This is a genomic window from Finegoldia sp. P2-F-LR (assembly GCF_052932265.1).
The window spans coordinates 150,149-168,179 of record NZ_JBRFJF010000004.1 but is presented as its reverse complement, the minus strand read 5'-3'; the positions used below and the strand labels follow the sequence as shown (position 1 = coordinate 168,179).

Here is an 18,031-nt window from a genome sequence, read left to right as displayed (position 1 = left end):
CGTCTGGATCTTCTAATGCTTTTAATGCTGATCCTACTACGATTGGTGTGTCGTCTCCTTCGTATTCGTATTCGTTTAATAATTCACGTACTTCCATTTCAACTAATTCGATTAGTTCTGGATCGTCAACTTGGTCTTCTTTGTTTAAGAATACTGCGATTTTTGGTACGCCTACTTGTCTTGCTAACAAGATGTGTTCTCTTGTTTGTGGCATTGGACCGTCTGCTGCACTTACTACTAGGATTGCTCCGTCCATTTGTGCTGCTCCTGTGATCATGTTTTTAACGTAGTCAGCGTGACCTGGACAGTCTACGTGTGCGTAGTGTCTTTTTTCTGTTTCATATTCTACGTGAGAAGTGTTGATTGTGATTCCTCTTTCTCTTTCTTCTGGTGCTTTGTCGATGTTAGCGTAGTCTATGAATTCTCCTGATCCCATTCTCTTGTTTAATACAAGTGTGATTGCTGCTGTTAATGTTGTTTTACCGTGGTCAACGTGACCTATTGTACCAATGTTAACATGTGGTTTTGTTCTTTCAAATTTAGCTTTACTCATTTATATAAGCCTCCTATTTATTATTCTTTTTTCCTATAACTTCTTCTGATATTGAGTTAGGAACTTGTTCATAATGATCGAATTGCATTGAATATGTTGCACGACCTTGAGTTTTTGATCTTAAGTCTGTTGCATATCCAAACATTTCTGCCAATGGAATAAACGCATCTAATACGTGTACACCATTTTTAGGATTCATACCGTCAATCTTACCTCTTCTTGATGAAACGTCTCCCATTACATCTCCCAAATATTCATCTGGAGTTGTGATTTCAACTTTCATAGCTGGTTCTAATAAGATTGGTTTTGCTTTAGCAACTGCTGCTCTGAAGCCCATAGAACCGGCAATTTTGTATGCCATTTCTGATGAGTCGACATCGTGGTAAGAACCATCTAAAAGAGTAATCTTCATGTCAAGCATTGGATATCCACCTAAGATACCAGTTTGGGCTGCTTCTTCAGCACCTGCTTGAACTGATGGAATGTATTCTTTTGGAATAGCACCACCGACAATTGCGTTAACAAATTCGATACCATTTGCTTCTTCAGGGTTGTCAATCGGTTCAACTCTAAGAGTACAATCACCGTATTGTCCACGACCACCTGATTGTTTAACATATTTTCCTTGAGCTTCAGCTGCTTGAGTGATTGATTCTCTGTAAGCAACTTGTGGGTTACCAATATTAGCTTCTACTTTGAATTCACGTAAAAGTCTATCAACGGTAATTTCAAGGTGAAGTTCACCCATACCAGAGATTATAGTATCGCCAGTTTCTTCGTCCGTATATGTTCTAAATGTTGGGTCTTCTTCTGCAAGTTTTGCAAGAGCAATACCCATTTTTTCTTGACTTGCTTTTGTTTTAGGTTCAATTGCTACAGAAATTACTGGATCTGGGAATTCCATATTTTCAAGGATAACTTCGCTATCCATATCACATAAAGTGTCCCCTGTTGTTGTATCTTTTAATCCAATAATAGCTACGATGTCTCCAGCGTATGCTTTATCAATTTCTTCACGCTTGTTAGCGTGCATCAGTAAGATACGACCAATTCTTTCTCTCTTACCTTTTGTTGAGTTGTAAACATAGCTTCCTGATTCAACAGTTCCTGAGTAAATTCTTGTGAATGCAAGTTTACCAACGTATGGGTCTGTTGCGATTTTGAATGCTAATGCTGCGAATGGTTCTTCATCTGATGATTTTCTTGTAGTTGGCTCATCAGTTTGAGGATCCACACCTTCGATATCTGGTACATCAGTTGGTGCTGGCATATAATCAACTATTGCGTCCAATAATGGTTGAACACCTTTGTTCTTATATGCAGAACCACAAAGTACTGGGTTCATTGCGTTAGCAATTGTTGCAGTTCTGATAGCTCTTTTGATTTCTTCTTCAGTTAATTCTTCACCTTCAAGGTATTTTTCCATTAACTCTTCATCGTGTTCTGCTATGTTTTCTAATAATTCTGCTCTATATTTTTCAGCTACTTCTACTAAGTCACTTGGAATATCTTCAACAGTGAATTCTGTTCCTAGTTCGTTTTTGTAGATATTAGCTTTCATTGTAATAAGATCAACTACACCTTCGAATTTATCTTCAGCTCCGATAGGAATTTCGATAGGTACAGCATTTGCTCTCAATCTTTCTCTAATAGTATCAACAGACATGAAATAGTCAGCGCCTGTTGCATCCATTTTGTTGATGAAGCAAATTCTTGGTACGCCATATTTATCAGCTTGTCTCCAAACAGTTTCTGATTGTGGTTCTACACCGCTTTTCGCATCGAATAAAGCAACTGAACCGTCAAGAACTCTAAGAGATCTTTCTACTTCAACTGTGAAGTCAACGTGACCCGGTGTATCAATGATATTGATTCTGTTACCTTTCCAGAAACAAGTTGTTGCTGCAGAAGTAATTGTAATACCTCTTTCTTGTTCTTGAACCATCCAGTCCATTTGAGCGGCACCGTCGTGAGTGTCCCCAATTTTATGGATTTTACCTGAATAGTATAAAATACGTTCAGTAACTGTAGTTTTACCGGCATCAATATGGGCCATTATACCAATGTTTCTTGTATCTTTTAATGAAACTTGTCTAGCCATTTTTTCTCCTTACTTACTTTCCGATAGATTAGTATCTATAATGTGCAAAAGCCTTATTAGCTTCAGCCATCTTGTGTACGTCTTCTCTCTTCTTAACTGATGCACCAGTGTTATTAGCTGCATCCATGATTTCTTTAGCTAACTTTTCAACCATAGTTTTTTCACCACGAGCTCTTGTATAAGTTGTTAACCATCTCAAACCTAAAGTTTGTCTTCTTTCTGGTCTAACTTCGATAGGAACTTGGTAGTTAGCTCCACCTATTCTTCTAGTCTTAACTTCTAAGATAGGCATTATATTGTTCATTGCTTTGTAGAATACTTCAAGAGCGTCTTCTCCTGTAGTTTCTTTGATAATATCAAAAGCACCATAAACAATTTTTTGGGCAGTACCTTTTTTTCCGTCTAACATAATGTTGTTGATAAGCTTAGTAACTGTCTTATCATCGTAAACTGGATCTGGCATTACCTCTCTTTTTTGAACATGTCCTTTTCTTGGCACTTCGCTTCCCTCCTTACTATTTAGTATTTCTCAGGTACTCGAATTACATCGCTGTGCTATAAATGTATATTAAAATCTTTTATTCACACTAATACCTTTTGTTTTTGTTTTATTTCTTTGGTTTCTTAGCACCGTACTTTGAACGACCTTGCATTCTGTTTTGAACAGCTGCAGTATCCAAAGCACCTCTGACAATGTGGTATCTTACCCCTGGTAAGTCCTTTACTCTACCACCTCTGATTAATACAACACTGTGTTCTTGTAGGTTGTGTCCGATACCTGGAATGTAAGATAAAACTTCCATACCATTAGTTAAACGAACTCTGGCTACCTTACGAAGTGCTGAGTTAGGCTTTTTAGGAGTCATAGTTCTTACTGAAGTACATACGCCTCTTTTTTGAGGTGAGTTAGCTTCTGTATAGCTTTTTTTGATGCTGTTGAAGTTACGACTCAAAGCTGGTGAATCAGACTTGTAAGTTTTAGATTTTCTTCCTTGTCTTACTAATTGATTAATTGTTGGCAAATTTTCCACCTCCTGAAATTATTTTATGCATAAAAAAAGAATATACAAGATATTCTTATTTATCCTTGTATATTCTATCATTAACATTATGATATGTCAAACAAATTCTTAGTTTTTTGCATATTTTTATTTTAAATTCCGAAAATTTCTTTGTATCGTTCTTGAGAAGTTTTCGAACGTCTTTTGATATCCAAAATCTCAATATTATTTTCTATAATAATAGACAAAATATCATTAATACTATTGTTGTTTAAGCTTATCATATTTTTATCCATATTAAAACCCTTGGATTTCAAAACTGATGATAATTTTTCGTTATCGCTTGAAATAATCTCAATAAATTTTTCATTTTCCAAAACTTCTTCCAAAATTTTCCCGTCTTTTAAAAACAAAATATTATTGGTGATTTCATCGATATCATTTAAAGAGTGACTGGATATTAAAATTCCCTGTCCATCTTTTGCTTTCTTCTTTATAAGAGCCATCATCTTTATAACACTAGTTGGATCAAGACCAGAAAGTGGTTCATCAAGCAATATAATATCTCTTTGTGGCAAGAAATCCATCGCAAGCATCAACTTCTTTTTCATACCTAATGAATACGAACCAGTCTTGCTTTTTACAAAACTTTCAATTCCTATTTCTTTGATAACCCTATCCACATCATCCTTGGTTCTTTTATAGACATTTTTGATATAGTTTAAATAATCCATGCCGTACAAGTTTTCATCCAAGATTTTCTCATCTTTGAAAAAAGAAATATGATTAAAAATCTTCTCATCCTTAAACTCTTTGCCGTCTACCAAAACTTGTCCGCCATCTCTTTTGAGAAGATTGGTCATAGTATTCATCAAAGTAGTCTTACCAGAGCCATTCGGTCCTACCAAAGCTTTGATTTGTCCTTTTTCAATACTAAAAGATATATCGTGAAGTATCTTTTTCTTTCCGTAACTTTTTTCAATATTTACTACTTCTAACATTATTTCCTCCTGCCAAATGAAACTCTGCCCAATACATAAAACAATATTGAGCTAATCACAAGAACTACAACAGCCATCACCATAGTATAAGAATTATGTCTTATCAACGCCGACAAAAATCCCGTAGATACAAATCCCGAATCCACATAGTTAAATGGAATAAATGATCCGATTACTCCCATGTACTTTAATGCAGTGAATGGAACAATAAACGCAATTATGGATATTAATATCGTAAATAGCTTGTTAGTAGCAGTATACATAGAATTTACAAACATACTGATAAATATCGTAAACAACACAGTTATTGTAAAAGATTCTAGTATATACACCAGAAATGGACCAACATTTGAGTAAATAATTCCACCGTCCACAATATAGTTAATAATCGGAAAATCACTGTCTCCAAATCCACCCATAATACCACCAGCTAAGAATAATATCAATGCTGCAACGATGTTTATACCAATCGCGTATATTACGCTTTCTATAATCTTAGATTTGTACGATTTTGTTCTGCTTACAGGAAGTACCGATTTAAGTTCAAGATGCTTATTGGATTTTATAATAGTAGATGTGAACAACAATAGTGCAAACACAATCAACACTACATTTAATTTAAGATAGAAGTAATCGTGTAACATCGCAAAAGCATTAGTTCTCTCTGATATTCCATGAGTAATGTAGTAATTGATTTTAGGCAAAGTTCCATTGAAACTATCCACATCAAAAGGATTATAATCAATTCCTAATTCCGGAATATAATATTTGTCAGTTGGCCTAATGTTATTGGTTATCATGTATTTTTGTTTGAAGAATGCTCCTTCAAGTGCAAAATCGTTGAATACATCCACCATTCCTGTTGTTTCACTACCTGTTCCTTGAAAATCAAAACCATTAAATTCAGTTACCCTTTCCTTATTCACATTATTGAACTTTTGGGGAGTCTTGTATCTATTTTCGTAAGCTTCGAAGTATTTGTTCTCATTTTCGTAAAATCCCAAAGCACCTGAATGAGAATCTATCATTTCCTTTGCCCTTTTGCTATTGCCGTATTTTGCCTTAATCTCATCAATATCCCTATAAACCAAATATTCTAAGTTAGAATTAAGATCGTTATAGTTTTTAATTTGAGTTGAATTAAAATTGTGCCAATTGTTTTGTAAACAGATATTTCCAACCAAAATAGCACACACGACAAATAATATCAAAAACCCATTAAATGATACTACACAGTTTTTCATGGAACCTTTTAAGTTGAATACATTTCGGTCTTTGTATGTATCATGTGATGTGAATTCTTTTCTTCTGTTCAAAAAAATCGTGCCTATAGCTGTTATCAAAAGCATAACCACTGTAGACATCACAGGTTTTAACGAAAACGACTTAAACAAGCTTAGAGGATTGTATGCATGATTGAAGAAATTAAAATCAACCAATAGCATACTCATTATTAAAACCAAAGTAAAATATTTTACTTTGGTGTTTTGTATAAGTTTATCAACAAAAGAAAACGCAAATCCAAACGACATAGTTATTAACGCAAAAGGAAATACACTCTTTAAAAATGTGGACAAAGGCGTTCTCATAACGTATGAGTATTCGTGTATCGAATCACCCCTGTCCTGAACAGTCCTAATAACAAATGTTGAATCGTAGTGATATGTTAAATCGCCAACGCCATTTCCAGTTAGTAAGGATGCCACTAATAATGTAAGTAAGGAAATGAAAATATACATCAATATCATACACATAATAATACCAAAATTATTTGCCACATCCTTTGTTTTGGAATTCGATGTTACGCTGGTTATATCATCTTCTCTCATTGTGAAAATCATCACAAAACCTAGTAGAATTATTGGCACAGCTCCAAAAATCACACCAGCTTCATCAAATATCACTTTGCTGAAACTGTGATTGTCATTCTCGTCAATCAATCTATCTTCAACTGAGTTTCTCTCTTTCAAGAAATTCATGTAGCCTTCTCCATTCAGTACAGCTCTCCTGAGCTCCTTAGGATTATCTATGTTCTCGTCTGTATTGTACTTATTATTCAGAGCATCCAATTCATTAGTGTACTTTATGATATCCTTTTCATTATAACTAGACTTGTTATACTTGTAGTTTTCGTCAATACCATGAGCTTTCATCAAGTTTTGTAGTATATTTTTCCCTTCAATCAGGTATTGCTTGTGGTTTTCGTAGCTCTCCTTATCTGGTTCTTCCGGTGTTATTTTCTTCCAATTAGTTTTTTTTATGACGACCTCATCCCAACTAATGCCATTAGAAATGGACATATGACTTGAAGTAAGAAAATCAAATGCATGGTTGGTTGTCTTAAAATGTAGAAAAAAAGAAACCACACCCATAATTATAGAAAATAGAATCAAAAATGGAATCATCTTGTATCTGTATAATTTTTTTAGTTTGTAAGTAAACATTTTTGTCTCCTTATTGTTTCTTTAAATTCCCAGAGTATCTGTAATGCAATCTACCCTCTTCTTCATAGTCTGGACGTATTGATTTTTTCAGTACTCCCTTGTAGCCAGATTTTTCATACTCTATTTCTCCGCCTACATTTTCATGTGATAGCGAAATGTACTTAAAATCGTCATCGACTTCTATTCCTGAACTCGAAATCGTTTCTGATTTATTTACAAGACTAGCATTAAGTCCAGCTATTACAACAAATACTACTGCGATTGTTGCAATTAGCTTTTTCATTGAGTATTTCATATTGTCTCCTTTCGTTGTCAAGTAATATTTTATTTACCTTTAATTATATTTTAGTACACTAAAAAAAAAAACAATAGCTTCCCAAGCATTGTATACTTTTCTTAACTATTGTTGATTTTTGTTAATTTTATTAAATTAATTTCTGGTCGATTAAATATCCTTGGAACGACCGTCTTTTCCTTGGCAAGTCCACGTGACACTATAAGTGTATAATCGTCGTTGTACATTCCTCCTGCGTATTTTGGAAACAAACCTTGTCCCGGAGATATAACTCCATTTAATATAAAAGGAAGTCTCCATTGTCCACCGTGAGTGTGACCCGATATCATCAAATCAAAATTTTTCAGATTTTTCTTGAAATAATAATCTGGTTTGTGAATCAAACATATATTAAAATTTTCTGAATTTAATTTTTCATCTAAATTATCTAATTTGTTTTCATAGTTTTCCAATATTTCTCCAGATGAATCGTCCACTCCGATAAGTTTAATGTTGTTTGATAAGAACACTTCTTCATTATTGAGAATTTGCACATTATAATTTTTGATTGTCTCATCTATTTCTACCAGGTTTTCTATTCTTTTTTCGTGATTTCCATGAACATAGTATATCTTTTTGCCTAGTTGTTGCAATTGTTCCAGCAATTCAAATGCTTTTTTGGGTTTTAATTTGTCATCTACAATGTCTCCACCCAACAAAATGACATCACAATCGACGGATTTTATTTTATCCATTAATTTCTTTTGATTTATTCCATAATCGCACGAATGAAGATCCGATAAGAATAATATGTCCATATCACGGTTAATTTTTTTAGATTTTATTTCGTATTGTACTATGTTGATTTTGTACGATATTGATATTAATAAAAATGATAATATCAATGCGGATATAATTAAATACATTTTTCACCTCAAATTAAAAAAACCGAGCTACAAAAGCTCGGCTATTGGTGGCTCATCCGGGACTCGAACCCGGGACACCCTGATTAAAAGTCAGGTGCTCTACCATCTGAGCTAATGAACCACGACTACCTTTCTATGATAGCACAATAAGAAAACTTTGTAAAGTGTTTTTTACAATTTTTTAAAAAAAGAGCAGAATTATTACCAACTCTGCTCTTGATTTTACAATTTCACAATATCTTCTTTGTCGAATGCAAAGTATTGTGCTATTCCATTTTTGTATTCTACGTCGATTTCTCCTTCGATTAAAGGAAGAATGTAGTCCATAAATTCGTCGTCGATTTGAAAATGGCTGTCTGTGTATTTTGGAATTATCATTTTGGTTTTGTTGGCAACTTTTTCTATATCGACAAGTTCGAATTCTGTCTTGTAAGGTTTGTTGGAAATTCTTTTGATTCCAACCATTTTACCTGAATGATTTTCTACACATTCTACAGAAAATTCTCCAACTTCAAATGATTCTTCAATGTCTGTCTTGGATGCGAATGACATATCACATCGTTGAAGTATGTTCAGTTCAATACTTCTAATTGGCATATCGTAAATTTCTTTTAATTTATCTCTGATTATGTGAGATGGTCCTTGCAATTGTGCATGGCCGAACTTGTCTTTCTTGCCAGATGTTATGGATATGAAGTTATTGGAAGAATCTTTAATACCTTCACTTACCAAAATCAAAATGTTATCCGTTCTTTTGAAGTTCTCATTGATTTCTTTGACTAGGTTATCAAATTCAAATGTGTCTTCACTTATATACACAAGATCTGCTCCAAGATTGCAAAGTTTCTTAGAAATTGCACCTGCTGCTGTAAGCCAGCCGGCGTATCGTCCCATAATTTCAACGATAGTTATAGTTCTGTAATCGTAGATTTCGACATCTTTAGCTATTTCATAGACAGAATTTGCTACAAACTTCGCTGCAGAACCAAACCCCGGAGTATGATCTGTTCCAAACAAATCATTGTCGATTGTTTTCGGAGAGCCCATTACATGAATGTCTTCTCCAATTTTTTCGATGTATCTGGATAATTGATACACTGTATCCATTGAATCATTGCCACCAATGTAGATAAAATAATTGATGTTAAATGATTTCAAAATTTCCACGATTTTTGCAAGTTTTTCTTCGCTATCTACTTTGTATCTGCAAGATCCCAATGCACTTGCTGGAGTGATTTTTAATCTGTTCAAATCTTCATCTGTTTTGATTTGTGCTTTCATGTCTATGATTTTGGAATCTAACAATCCTTGAACACCGTATAAAGCTCCGTACACATTGTCAAATCCTAGCTCAATTGCTTTTTTATAACAACCAGCCAATGTTGCATTGATGGCACATGTCGGTCCACCTGATTGTGCTATTAATAAGTTTTTGATAATACCACTCCTTAATATTCTTCTCTTTCAAATCCTTTACCCAATACTTCGTATGCGTCATTTACCGTAATAAATGCACGAGGGTCAATCTTTTTCAATTTCTTCTTCAAATAAGCAACTTGTGCTCTCTTTAAAACGCAGAATATTATATCTTGGTCGTTATTCAAATAAGCACCTTCTCCGTGTAGGAAAGTAACACCACGGTTCATATCTTGCATAATAATATTTGCAACTTCCTCGTTTTTGGAAGTAATAACGAAAACTTGTTTAGTTTCACCTATTCCCAATTCGATTTTATCCAAAACTCTGTAAGCTACAAACATCGAAATAATAGTATAAAATCCCTTATCAATACCATACAACGCACTACCTATAGCTATGATTACTGCATTACAAGCCATGAGTACATTTCCTATTGAAATATCTTTTTCGTTTTTCATAATAGCAGCTATGATATCCAAACCACCACTGCATGTACCAAATCTAAAAAGCGTACCCATCGACGTACCATTTATCGCTCCACCAACCACAGCTACAAGCATATCATCTTTTAAGATAAATGGATTTGGAAGATAGTGAAACAATGTCAAATACACTGACAACACAATGGTAGAAATCGCTGCGTAATTTACAAATTGTCTAGTTAAATACTTGTATCCAATAATCATAATTGGAATATTAAGCAAGAACACTGTAACTCCTGTAGGAATTCCAGTCATATATTGAACCAACAATCCAATACCAGTAGAGCCACCACTTAGAAAGTTCTTTTGACTGAAGAAAAAGTTAATTGCAACGGCAGCCAATAGGTTAGCCAAGAAAATAGAAATGATTTTCTTCTTAGCTTCATGTCTATTACCAAAATTTTTTACAAAAAAATCCGTTTTACTCATTATTTTATAAATCCTAATCTTTCTTTAATATATACATCCCATATAAACAAAGCCACAGCAATGACAACGAATGTGTAGTTTTCATCCTTTACATCCAATGTAAACTTTTCGTAGATGCTGAAACCTTTCTTGTTTAATTCTATATTGCCAAAATCTAGTACATTGATATGTTTAAAATCAGAAATATCAATTACTTTGTCGTTGTCGTATTTAATAGTGTTAGACATGTCAGACTCTAATGTAAAATTGACATCCTTGGAATTTATTACGTATTTTTTGTTATTATCATAAAAAATACGCTCAACCTTCATCACGACATCTTCGTTTTGATCGTAAAACACAAAGTTTGACCCCTTGTCAAAGCTTGATCCAATGAATGCATCAAAAAACGAGGTACTATTTCCTTCCTTGTATCCAGAATAAATAAGCTTATCATCCGATAAAATTCTAAATCTATCCTTTATGTCTTTGTTAATATAAAAATCGTAAATCATAATCAATCTTTCTTTGATAATTAAAAGTTTAATAATAAAAAATCAGGCCATAGGCCTGATTTATAAACTATTTACTCTTTTTCTTGTTAACTGCTTCTTTTAAAGATTTACCAGCTTTAAATACAGGCGCATTTGATGCAGGAATTTGAATTTTTTCTTCAGGATTTCTTGGGTTTCTTCCTTCACGAGCTTTTCTTTCTCTTGATTCAAATGTACCAAATCCTACTAATTGTACTTTTTCACCTTTTGCTAATGTTTCTTCAACAGTTTTAATGAATGCGTTTAAAGCTCTTTCGCTTTCAACTTTTGATAGCTCACTTTTTTTAGCTATGCTAGTTAATAATTCAGATTTATTCATCTTTTCCTCCTTAAATTTTCAAAATAGTTAAAACCTATTTTAAATACAGTATACAGTAATATTTTTTTTATTTCAAGTGTTTTGACTGAAAAAACAGCGTTTTTTTATTAAAAATTAGTAAATTTTTACGCCCATATCCTTTTTTTGTTTTTCAAATTCTTTTTGAACTTTTTCTTGGATAATTTTGTTGGAAATTGCTGTCTTAACATTTTGTTTATTTGCATCAGTCATCTTATCTAATTCAGTAACTTTACTGTTAAGTTTGATGATGTGATATCCAAATTCTGTCTTAACAGGTTTTGAAACTTCACCTGGTTTCATTTTCTTCAATGCATCAGAAAATTCTTTTACCATTGTAGATGATAAGAAATCACCTAATTTACCAGAATTTTGCTTAGCTGATGGATCTTCTGATTTTGCTTTGGCAACTTCATTGAAGTTCTTACCATCTTTTACTTCTTCGTAAGTTTTGTTTGCTAATTCTGATTTTGCTTTAAGCTTAGCGTCGTCCAAGTTTTTACCCTTGTCATCCTTACCTGAGAAAAGAATATGATCTGCATTATATTGAGTATAAGTGTCTAAATTTTTGTCAAATTCGTCTTTGATTTCTTTGTCAGATGGTTTGAAGTCTTTTTCAAATTGTTGAGAAAGTTTTTTGTTTTTCAATTGTTTTTTGATTTGTTCTTTCAAAGCTTGCTCTGTCATATTTTCTTTTTTAAGTTGTTCTTTGAATTTGTCTGCTCCACCCAATTGTTTTTGAAGCTTGTCAACTTCAGCTTGAATTTCCTTATCAGACACTTCAATTTTTTTATCCTTCATTAATTTGTTTGCGATTTTTTCGTTAATTAGCATATCAATGATTTTAGGTTGGATTTGCTTCAAAGCTTCCTTACCTTGTTCAGTGTTAGGGTTGAAAATATCTTGTCCATAATATTGTTTGTAATCTTCCATTACCTTGTCCACATCTTTTTGGTAGATGTATTCTTTGCCAATCTTTGCCACTGCTCCGTCTGGTTTTTTAGAACATCCTGTTACCATTACCATCATCACAGCTAATACAATTGCTAAAAATTTCTTCATTTTTCCTCCAATTATTTCTCATTATCCTTCAAAAGTATCGATAATACTTCGATAGGATCTCTTAAATTTTTGTCTTCAAATCCCAAAATGATTTTAGGTTTTTCTGACAAATCAAATCTCATTTCTTTCTTGTAATTTTCTGTCAAGTATTTTAATTTTTCTAATGAAATTTTGTCAGGAGAAGAAAATTGCAAGAAAAGTTCTCCCTTTATTTCTTTTATACTTTCAATGGATAATCTAGCACAAAACGCCTTAATTATAGATACATCCATTATATTAACGATAGGCTTAGGAACATCTCCAAACCTGTCGATTAATTCATCAATTATTTCAGAATAATCATCTTCATCTTGTATAGATGCGATTTTTTTGTAGATATCAATCTTTGTTTCATTCTCAGAAATGTAATCTTCAGGAATGTATCCGTTGACTTTGATTTCGATTGTGACTGTATTCTTATTTTCAGAAATAGTCTCTCCCTTGGCTTCTCTGACAGCTTGTTCCAAAAGCTTCACATACAAATCATAACCGATTTTTGCGATGTGACCGTGTTGGCTTTTTCCCAAAAGATTTCCAGCTCCTCTGAGTTCCAAATCCCTCATTGCGATTTTAAAACCAGATCCAAATTCTGTAAAGTCTTTTATTGCCATAAGTCGTTTTTCGGAAATTTCGGTCAATGATTTTTGCCCTTCATATGTGAAATAAGCAAACGAAGTTCTATCAGATCGTCCAATACGTCCCTTTAATTGATACAATTGCGACAAGCCCATCTTATCTGCATTATAAATTATCATTGTGTTGACATTTTGTATATCAAGTCCTGTTTCTATAATAGTTGTGCACAATAGTAAATCATAAATTCCATCCTGGAAGTCGAGCATTACATTTTCTAGCTCTTTTTCATTCATTCTACCATGAGCTATCGCTATGTTTAATTCAGGAACCAATTCTTTCAATTTAAATTCCATCTGATCAATATCTTCTATTCTATTATACACAAAATATATCTGTCCACCGCGGTCAAGTTCTCTGATTATTGCATCTCTTATCAAACTAGGATTGTACTCTGTAACATAAGTTGATATCGGAGTTCTGTCTTCTGGTGGTTCTTCCAATAAACTCATATCCCTAATTCCCGTCAAACCCATCTGTAAAGTTCTAGGAATTGGAGTTGCTGACAGTGTAAGCACATCTACGTTTTCTCTCATAGATTTTAATTTTTCTTTGTGTCTCACACCAAATCTTTGCTCTTCATCAATTACTAATAATCCCAAATCTTTGAATTTCAAATTCTTCGACAAAATTCTATGAGTCCCCACCAATAAATCTACAAGGCCTCTTTGCACATCCTTCATTATTTGTTTTTGACGTGCTGGAGAGACGAATCTACTCATCATTTCAACTCTAATCGGATAATCTCTGAATCTTTCTTTGATTGTATTAAAATGTTGCTGTGCCAAAATAGTCGTCGGAACCAAAAATGCTACTTGTTTTCCGTCCATAATCGCCTTGAAACAAGCTCTGATTGCAACTTCTGTTTTTCCATAGCCAACATCCCCACACAATAACCTATCCATTGGTCTGTCAGATTCCATATCGGTTTTAATTTCTTCAATGGATCTTACTTGAGAATCTGTTTCTTCATAAGGGAATGAATCTTCAAACTCTCTTTGCCATTCAGTATCTTGAGAAAACTGATATCCTTTTAACTTGGCTCTTTTTGAATATAATTCAACCAAATCATCTGCCATTTCATCGACTGATTTCTTAGCTTTTTGCTTTGCCTTTGCCCAATCATTTCCACTTAATTTATTTAATGAAGGCTTTTTGATGTTGCCACCGCCGATGTATTTTGGGACCAAATTCATCTGATCCGTTGGAATCATCAGCCTGTCATTTGCTTTATATTGAATTACAATGTAATCTTTTTGTATTCCATTTACATCGATTTTTTCAATTCCTTTGTACTGACCAATCCCGTGATTTTCGTGTACCACGTAATCATCGATATTCAAATCAGAATAATTGACAATATCTTGACCAGTACTTTTTTTCTTCTTACGTTTTCGAATTTGTTTTTCGCGTCCGAAAATTTCCTTATAAGTAATTATCAAATACTTAGGATCTTTTATTTCAAAACCATTTGGCAAATTCTTCTGAGTAATCAAAACCTGCGACGATTTGATATTTGCATTATAATCTTCAGCTTCAAGAGTTGGAATTCCATTAGTTAAGAACAAATCCTTGAGCATATTTTTTCGTTCGACATTTGCCGCAAACACGATTTGCTTGAATCCCCTTAAACTGTTGGATTTGATATTTTCAACCAAGCTATCGATATTCTTGTTAAAGTTTGGCGCTTCCAATGTCTTAAGCTGATACATTGCATTTGATTCGATAAGTCTAGTTCTTTTGACCAAACTTGTAATGTTGACAGATTTTTTTGATTTTATCAATTTTAAAATATCGGAAATTGGAATAAGTGATTGTTCGTGCTTGGATAAAACTTCTCCTTTTTCAACTAAATACACGAAATCTTCCAAAAATCTCTTTTCTTTTTCCTTGTAAATATCATAACATCTGGACAAATCTTCAATCAGCATTATGCTGTCATCTAAAAAATAATCAAACACAGTATCATAATCTTTTTTTGTAAGAAAACATGATACCAAGTCTATTTCGTATTCCAAATCACTCCTGATGTATTCCATCAACTTTTCGAATTTGTCCTTGACATTGTCTATATTTTCTCCAAAAATCGGATGATTAACTCTTTTATCTAAGTTTTTTTGAATGGAATTGATAATGGATTCTTTCTTTGATTCTTCAATAATTAATTCGCTGCAACTAATGATGTCGACGAACTTGCAATCTTCAATTGACCTTTGAGTTGATACTTCAAAAAACCTCATAGAATCTATCTCGTCATCGAACAATTCAATTCTCACAGGAAATCTGCTGTGTACTGGAAAAATATCTACAATTCCACCTCTTATGGCAAATTGTCCCTTGGATTCTATGGTGTCTACTCTTTCGTACTTCAACACCCTCAACTTTTCTTGAAGTTCTTCCAAATTTATCAAATCAGTATCTTTGATTGTAAATGCGTATTTTTTTGCAACGGATTTTTTTGTGATTTTCTTCGTTAAAGCATCAAATGTAGTAACTATGATGAATTTTTCGTTGTTTAATAATTTGAACAACACATTTACTCTTTGATCTTCTGCATTATCGTCCAGTGATCTTGCGTTGTACAAGTTAAGTTCTCTGCTTGGAAAAAATTCGCAAATATTATCTTCTATATCATTCAGATATTCTGTCAAATTTCTTGCTCTCATATTGTCTTCTACAACTACGACAAGAGGTTTGTCTATGTTTTTGGATGTTGCATACACGAAACTTGCAAAAGCTTCCTTAATGACACCGTGAATGTAAATAGACGAATTATCTGATGATAAAGAATTTAAATATCCCTGAAATTCTGTGTTATCTTCGTAAATTTTAGTTAGAAAGTTCATATCAAGCTTTTCCCATTGAAGTTGTTCATCGCATAATCGACATTTTCTTCAACTATTTTGATACAAGCTTCACTTGACATGTCGATTTCTTTTTTTAAAACTTCAAATTCCTTCTTGCTAAATTGTGACAACACAAAATCCTTCAAATCGTAATTGTTGTCATTTTGACCGACAGATACCTTTATTCTTGCAAAATCTTGAGATTGAATAAGATATATAATGGATTTTAACCCATTGTGAGTTCCTGCGGAGCCTTTCTTTTTTATCCTAATAGTTCCGAAGGGAATATCAATATCATCGCAAATAACAATGAGATTTTCTGCTGACAAATTATAATAATTAAAACAATCCAATATAGCTTTTCCAGAATCATTCATATACGTTGAAGGTTTCATCAAAATCACTTTTTCGTTTCCAATAAATCCCTCACCAATCAACGATTTGAATTTTAATTTGTTCACCTTAATATTCAATTTTTTTGCCAAATCATCTATAACCATAAATCCGGCATTGTGTCTTGTGTATTCGTACTTACTTCCTGGATTACCCAGTCCTGCGATTAAATACATATAATCATTCCATTTCTATCTTTTTTTATTATAAACCCAATCTTTTTTATTTTCTTGGCGGCTTCTTCCAATTGAAAGTGCACCTTCTTCAACATCCTCAGTAATTGTAGTACCACAAGCAATGAAGCTGTCCTTTTTCAAAGTCACAGGAGCAATCACATTTGAATTAGAACCGACAAACACATTGTCTTCAACCACAGATCTGTGCTTGTTCTTGCCATCGTAATTCACGAAAATTACTCCACAACCGATGTTGATATTTTCCTTCAAATCACTATCTCCAACATAAGCCAAGTGACCTGCTTTTGTTTTGTTGCCAACAGTTGAGTTTTTGATTTCAACAAAGTTTCCAATATGAACATTTTCTTTTAAAACACTGTTTGGTCTCAAATGAGCAAAAGGTCCAATGTCTGTGTTCTTTCCTACAACAGAATTTTCAATGTATGATGATTTAATAACAACATTGTCATCAATTTTGGAATCCACGATTTCACAATCGCCCTTAATCAAACAATCACTGCCTATTTCTGTGTTTCCGTAAATCCTGCAAGGTCCAATAATCACAGTGTCCCTTCCAATTTTTACAGATGGTTCTATGATTACAGAATCTGCATTTGAAATAACAACGCCTTCTTCCATGTATTTTTCATTAACTCTTTGTTTTAAAATTTCTTCACAGAAATACAATTGGGCTTTTGTATTTATTCCATAAGTTTCGTTTACATCAGAATGTTTAAAAGTTTTGATAATTTTGCCATCATTTCTGATGATTTCGAAAATATCTGTCAAATACATCTCGCCTTTTGAATTATCTGTACCGATTTTTTCAATCGACATCTTCAACACATCGCCATTCACAATCATCATGCCGCTGTTGAATTCTTTAATCAAAAGTTGTTGTTCATTACAATCTTTTTGTTCTACGATTTTGAGCAAATTACCCTTTTCGTCCTTTACAATTCTTCCATATCCAAATGGATCGTCGATTTCACTTGTAAGAACTGTTGCAACTGAATTTTGTTGTTTATGGAAATCAAAAAACTTCTTCAACGTTTCTTGCTTTATTAATGGAGTATCTCCCGTTAAAATAATAACTTTATCGCCGTCATTTATTTCATCTAAACATAATTTAACGGCATACCCTGTTCCATATGGATATTGTTCTCCTATATTTTGTTTTACTAGATGAATACTTTCATCTAAGTTTTCTCTTAAAATATCGTAATTATTTCCGCCGACTACTATTTTCTGATCCACAAAATCACAAGCATCCATGACATAATCAATCATAGTCTTGTTCAAAAGTTTGTGTAAAACTTTTGAGTTGTGAGATTTCATTCTAGTGCCTTCTCCGGCAGAAAGTATAATAGCTTTCTTCATTA

16 protein-coding genes and 1 tRNA gene are annotated in these 18,031 nt (G+C 33.1%); all 17 read right to left on the bottom strand.

All coding sequences use genetic code 11. The features are described from left to right. Positions 1 to 553: GTP-binding protein (locus ACU68W_RS03970; protein ID WP_446756150.1), on the bottom strand; the 553-nt coding region annotated here is incomplete at its 3' end. Between the two features lie 13 nt (positions 554 to 566). Then, positions 567 to 2,654 (bottom strand): elongation factor G, encoded by a 2,088-nt coding sequence (gene fusA / locus ACU68W_RS03965; protein WP_446756149.1) that lies wholly within the window; start codon positions 2,652 to 2,654, stop codon positions 567 to 569. Between the two features lie 28 nt (positions 2,655 to 2,682). Next, entirely contained in the window at positions 2,683 to 3,153 is a 471-nt protein-coding gene (rpsG, locus tag ACU68W_RS03960) for a 30S ribosomal protein S7 (RefSeq protein ID WP_002835373.1), read from the bottom strand. A gap of 109 nt (positions 3,154 to 3,262) precedes the next feature. Next, entirely contained in the window at positions 3,263 to 3,676 is a 414-nt protein-coding gene (rpsL, locus tag ACU68W_RS03955; protein ID WP_002835374.1) for a 30S ribosomal protein S12, read from the bottom strand. 131 nt (positions 3,677 to 3,807) lie between these two features. Next, positions 3,808 to 4,656, bottom strand: coding sequence for an ABC transporter ATP-binding protein (locus ACU68W_RS03950; RefSeq protein WP_102164375.1), 849 nt, complete (start codon positions 4,654 to 4,656; stop codon positions 3,808 to 3,810). Continuing rightward, a complete protein-coding gene (locus ACU68W_RS03945) occupies positions 4,656 to 7,100 on the bottom strand; it encodes a hypothetical protein (RefSeq protein WP_446756148.1) in 2,445 nt (814 codons plus the stop codon). The genes ACU68W_RS03950 and ACU68W_RS03945 overlap by 1 nt, the downstream gene beginning before the upstream one ends. A gap of 10 nt (positions 7,101 to 7,110) precedes the next feature. Beyond that, the gene (locus ACU68W_RS03940; RefSeq protein WP_278735596.1) at positions 7,111 to 7,395 is read right to left on the bottom strand and encodes an isoleucyl-tRNA synthetase; all 285 of its coding nucleotides are present in this window, start codon (positions 7,393 to 7,395) and stop codon (positions 7,111 to 7,113) included. A 101-nt stretch (positions 7,396 to 7,496) separates the two neighbouring features. After that, a complete protein-coding gene (locus ACU68W_RS03935) occupies positions 7,497 to 8,300 on the bottom strand; it encodes a metallophosphoesterase (protein WP_446756147.1) in 804 nt (267 codons plus the stop codon). A gap of 45 nt (positions 8,301 to 8,345) precedes the next feature. Then, positions 8,346 to 8,421 (bottom strand) — tRNA-Lys (locus ACU68W_RS03930). A gap of 101 nt (positions 8,422 to 8,522) precedes the next feature. Further along, positions 8,523 to 9,722 carry a diphosphate--fructose-6-phosphate 1-phosphotransferase gene (locus ACU68W_RS03925; RefSeq protein WP_446756151.1) on the bottom strand — a complete coding sequence of 400 codons (1,200 nt, stop codon included), beginning with the start codon at positions 9,720 to 9,722 and terminating at the stop codon, positions 8,523 to 8,525. 26 nt (positions 9,723 to 9,748) lie between these two features. Continuing rightward, a complete protein-coding gene (locus ACU68W_RS03920) occupies positions 9,749 to 10,630 on the bottom strand; it encodes a YitT family protein (RefSeq protein ID WP_446756146.1) in 882 nt (293 codons plus the stop codon). Further along, positions 10,630 to 11,124, bottom strand: a complete 495-nt coding sequence (locus tag ACU68W_RS03915; RefSeq protein WP_311437287.1) for a hypothetical protein — start codon at positions 11,122 to 11,124, stop codon at positions 10,630 to 10,632. Before ACU68W_RS03915 ends, ACU68W_RS03920 begins: the two co-directional genes overlap by 1 nt. 67 nt (positions 11,125 to 11,191) lie before the next feature. Then, positions 11,192 to 11,482 (bottom strand): HU family DNA-binding protein, encoded by a 291-nt coding sequence (locus tag ACU68W_RS03910; RefSeq protein WP_002835383.1) that lies wholly within the window; start codon positions 11,480 to 11,482, stop codon positions 11,192 to 11,194. 114 nt (positions 11,483 to 11,596) lie between these two features. Then, the gene (locus tag ACU68W_RS03905) at positions 11,597 to 12,562 is read right to left on the bottom strand and encodes a peptidylprolyl isomerase (protein ID WP_094205430.1); all 966 of its coding nucleotides are present in this window, start codon (positions 12,560 to 12,562) and stop codon (positions 11,597 to 11,599) included. Between the two features lie 11 nt (positions 12,563 to 12,573). Further along, positions 12,574 to 16,080, bottom strand: coding sequence for a transcription-repair coupling factor (gene mfd, locus ACU68W_RS03900; protein ID WP_446756145.1), 3,507 nt, complete (start codon positions 16,078 to 16,080; stop codon positions 12,574 to 12,576). Beyond that, positions 16,077 to 16,649: an aminoacyl-tRNA hydrolase gene (gene pth / locus ACU68W_RS03895; protein WP_094205428.1), complete on the bottom strand. Its 573-nt coding sequence runs from the start codon at positions 16,647 to 16,649 to the stop codon at positions 16,077 to 16,079. The genes mfd and pth overlap by 4 nt, the downstream gene beginning before the upstream one ends. A gap of 15 nt (positions 16,650 to 16,664) precedes the next feature. Continuing rightward, positions 16,665 to 18,029: a bifunctional UDP-N-acetylglucosamine diphosphorylase/glucosamine-1-phosphate N-acetyltransferase GlmU gene (gene glmU, locus ACU68W_RS03890; protein WP_094208400.1), complete on the bottom strand. Its 1,365-nt coding sequence runs from the start codon at positions 18,027 to 18,029 to the stop codon at positions 16,665 to 16,667. Positions 18,030 to 18,031 lie beyond the last annotated feature (2 nt).

Excerpts from the sequence above, each read along its gene's own strand:
- glmU (WP_094208400.1), bottom strand. The coding sequence starts at position 18,029 with ATGAAGAAAGCTATTATACTTTCTGCCGGAGAAGGCACTAGAATGAAA.
- ACU68W_RS03920 (WP_446756146.1), bottom strand. The coding sequence starts at position 10,630 with ATGAGTAAAACGGATTTTTTTGTAAAAAATTTTGGTAATAGACATGAA.
- ACU68W_RS03950 (WP_102164375.1), bottom strand. The coding sequence starts at position 4,656 with ATGTTAGAAGTAGTAAATATTGAAAAAAGTTACGGAAAGAAAAAGATA.
- fusA (WP_446756149.1), bottom strand. The coding sequence starts at position 2,654 with ATGGCTAGACAAGTTTCATTAAAAGATACAAGAAACATTGGTATAATG.
- pth (WP_094205428.1), bottom strand. The coding sequence starts at position 16,649 with ATGTATTTAATCGCAGGACTGGGTAATCCAGGAAGTAAGTACGAATAC.
- ACU68W_RS03935 (WP_446756147.1), bottom strand. The coding sequence starts at position 8,300 with ATGTATTTAATTATATCCGCATTGATATTATCATTTTTATTAATATCA.
- ACU68W_RS03915 (WP_311437287.1), bottom strand. The coding sequence starts at position 11,124 with ATGATTTACGATTTTTATATTAACAAAGACATAAAGGATAGATTTAGA.
- ACU68W_RS03940 (WP_278735596.1), bottom strand. The coding sequence starts at position 7,395 with ATGAAATACTCAATGAAAAAGCTAATTGCAACAATCGCAGTAGTATTT.
- ACU68W_RS03905 (WP_094205430.1), bottom strand. The coding sequence starts at position 12,562 with ATGAAGAAATTTTTAGCAATTGTATTAGCTGTGATGATGGTAATGGTA.
- ACU68W_RS03910 (WP_002835383.1), bottom strand. The coding sequence starts at position 11,482 with ATGAATAAATCTGAATTATTAACTAGCATAGCTAAAAAAAGTGAGCTA.
- ACU68W_RS03945 (WP_446756148.1), bottom strand. The coding sequence starts at position 7,100 with ATGTTTACTTACAAACTAAAAAAATTATACAGATACAAGATGATTCCA.
- mfd (WP_446756145.1), bottom strand. The coding sequence starts at position 16,080 with ATGAACTTTCTAACTAAAATTTACGAAGATAACACAGAATTTCAGGGA.